This is a genomic window from Dietzia sp. SYD-A1 (genome assembly GCF_015356725.1).
In the GTDB taxonomy this organism is placed as follows: Bacteria; Actinomycetota; Actinomycetes; order Mycobacteriales; family Mycobacteriaceae; genus Dietzia.
Window position 1 is genome coordinate 1 of the sequence record NZ_JADDKI010000672.1, and the last position, 414, is coordinate 414.

General features: G+C 57.7%; 1 protein-coding gene. It reads left to right on the top strand.

All coding sequences use genetic code 11. The features are described 5' to 3' along the window. Positions 1 to 253: 253 nt before the first annotated feature. Complete coding sequence (locus IY392_RS19730; RefSeq protein ID WP_152427884.1) at positions 254 to 376, top strand: Clp protease N-terminal domain-containing protein; 123 nt, start codon at positions 254 to 256, stop codon at positions 374 to 376. The last annotated feature ends 38 nt before the right edge of the window (positions 377 to 414 follow it).

Here is a 414-nt window from a genome sequence, read left to right on the forward strand (position 1 = left end):
TGCTGCGTCCAACCCCACCGAAACTCGACACCTCAGAACCCGGCACCTGATCAGTAGGCGCCTCGAATTGCATCAGATGGAGCACTCCGCGATCCTTGAGACTTCCACTCGCGCGCAGCTATGGTGCCAGCCCTGACTTGGAGGTGGCCCCCATGACCGAGGAAGGTTATAGGAACCAAAGCCGCTGAATCTGCGGCCACATGGACACCATCTTCCGAGACCCGCACCGGGAGAAGAGCGAGGTTACTGAGGAATGAGAAGAACACCTCGGTTCGAGCAGCTACTAGCCCGCGCCGAAGAGATCGCCGGAGACCTTGGCCACCAGCATGTTGGAGTTGAACATCTCCAGCTCGCCATCCTAGTGTCGCGCGTGTGAAGTAGTTTTACGGTTGGGTTTGTGAAATCATGGGGCAT

Excerpts from the sequence above, each read along its gene's own strand:
- IY392_RS19730 (WP_152427884.1), top strand. The coding sequence starts at position 254 with ATGAGAAGAACACCTCGGTTCGAGCAGCTACTAGCCCGCGCCGAAGAG.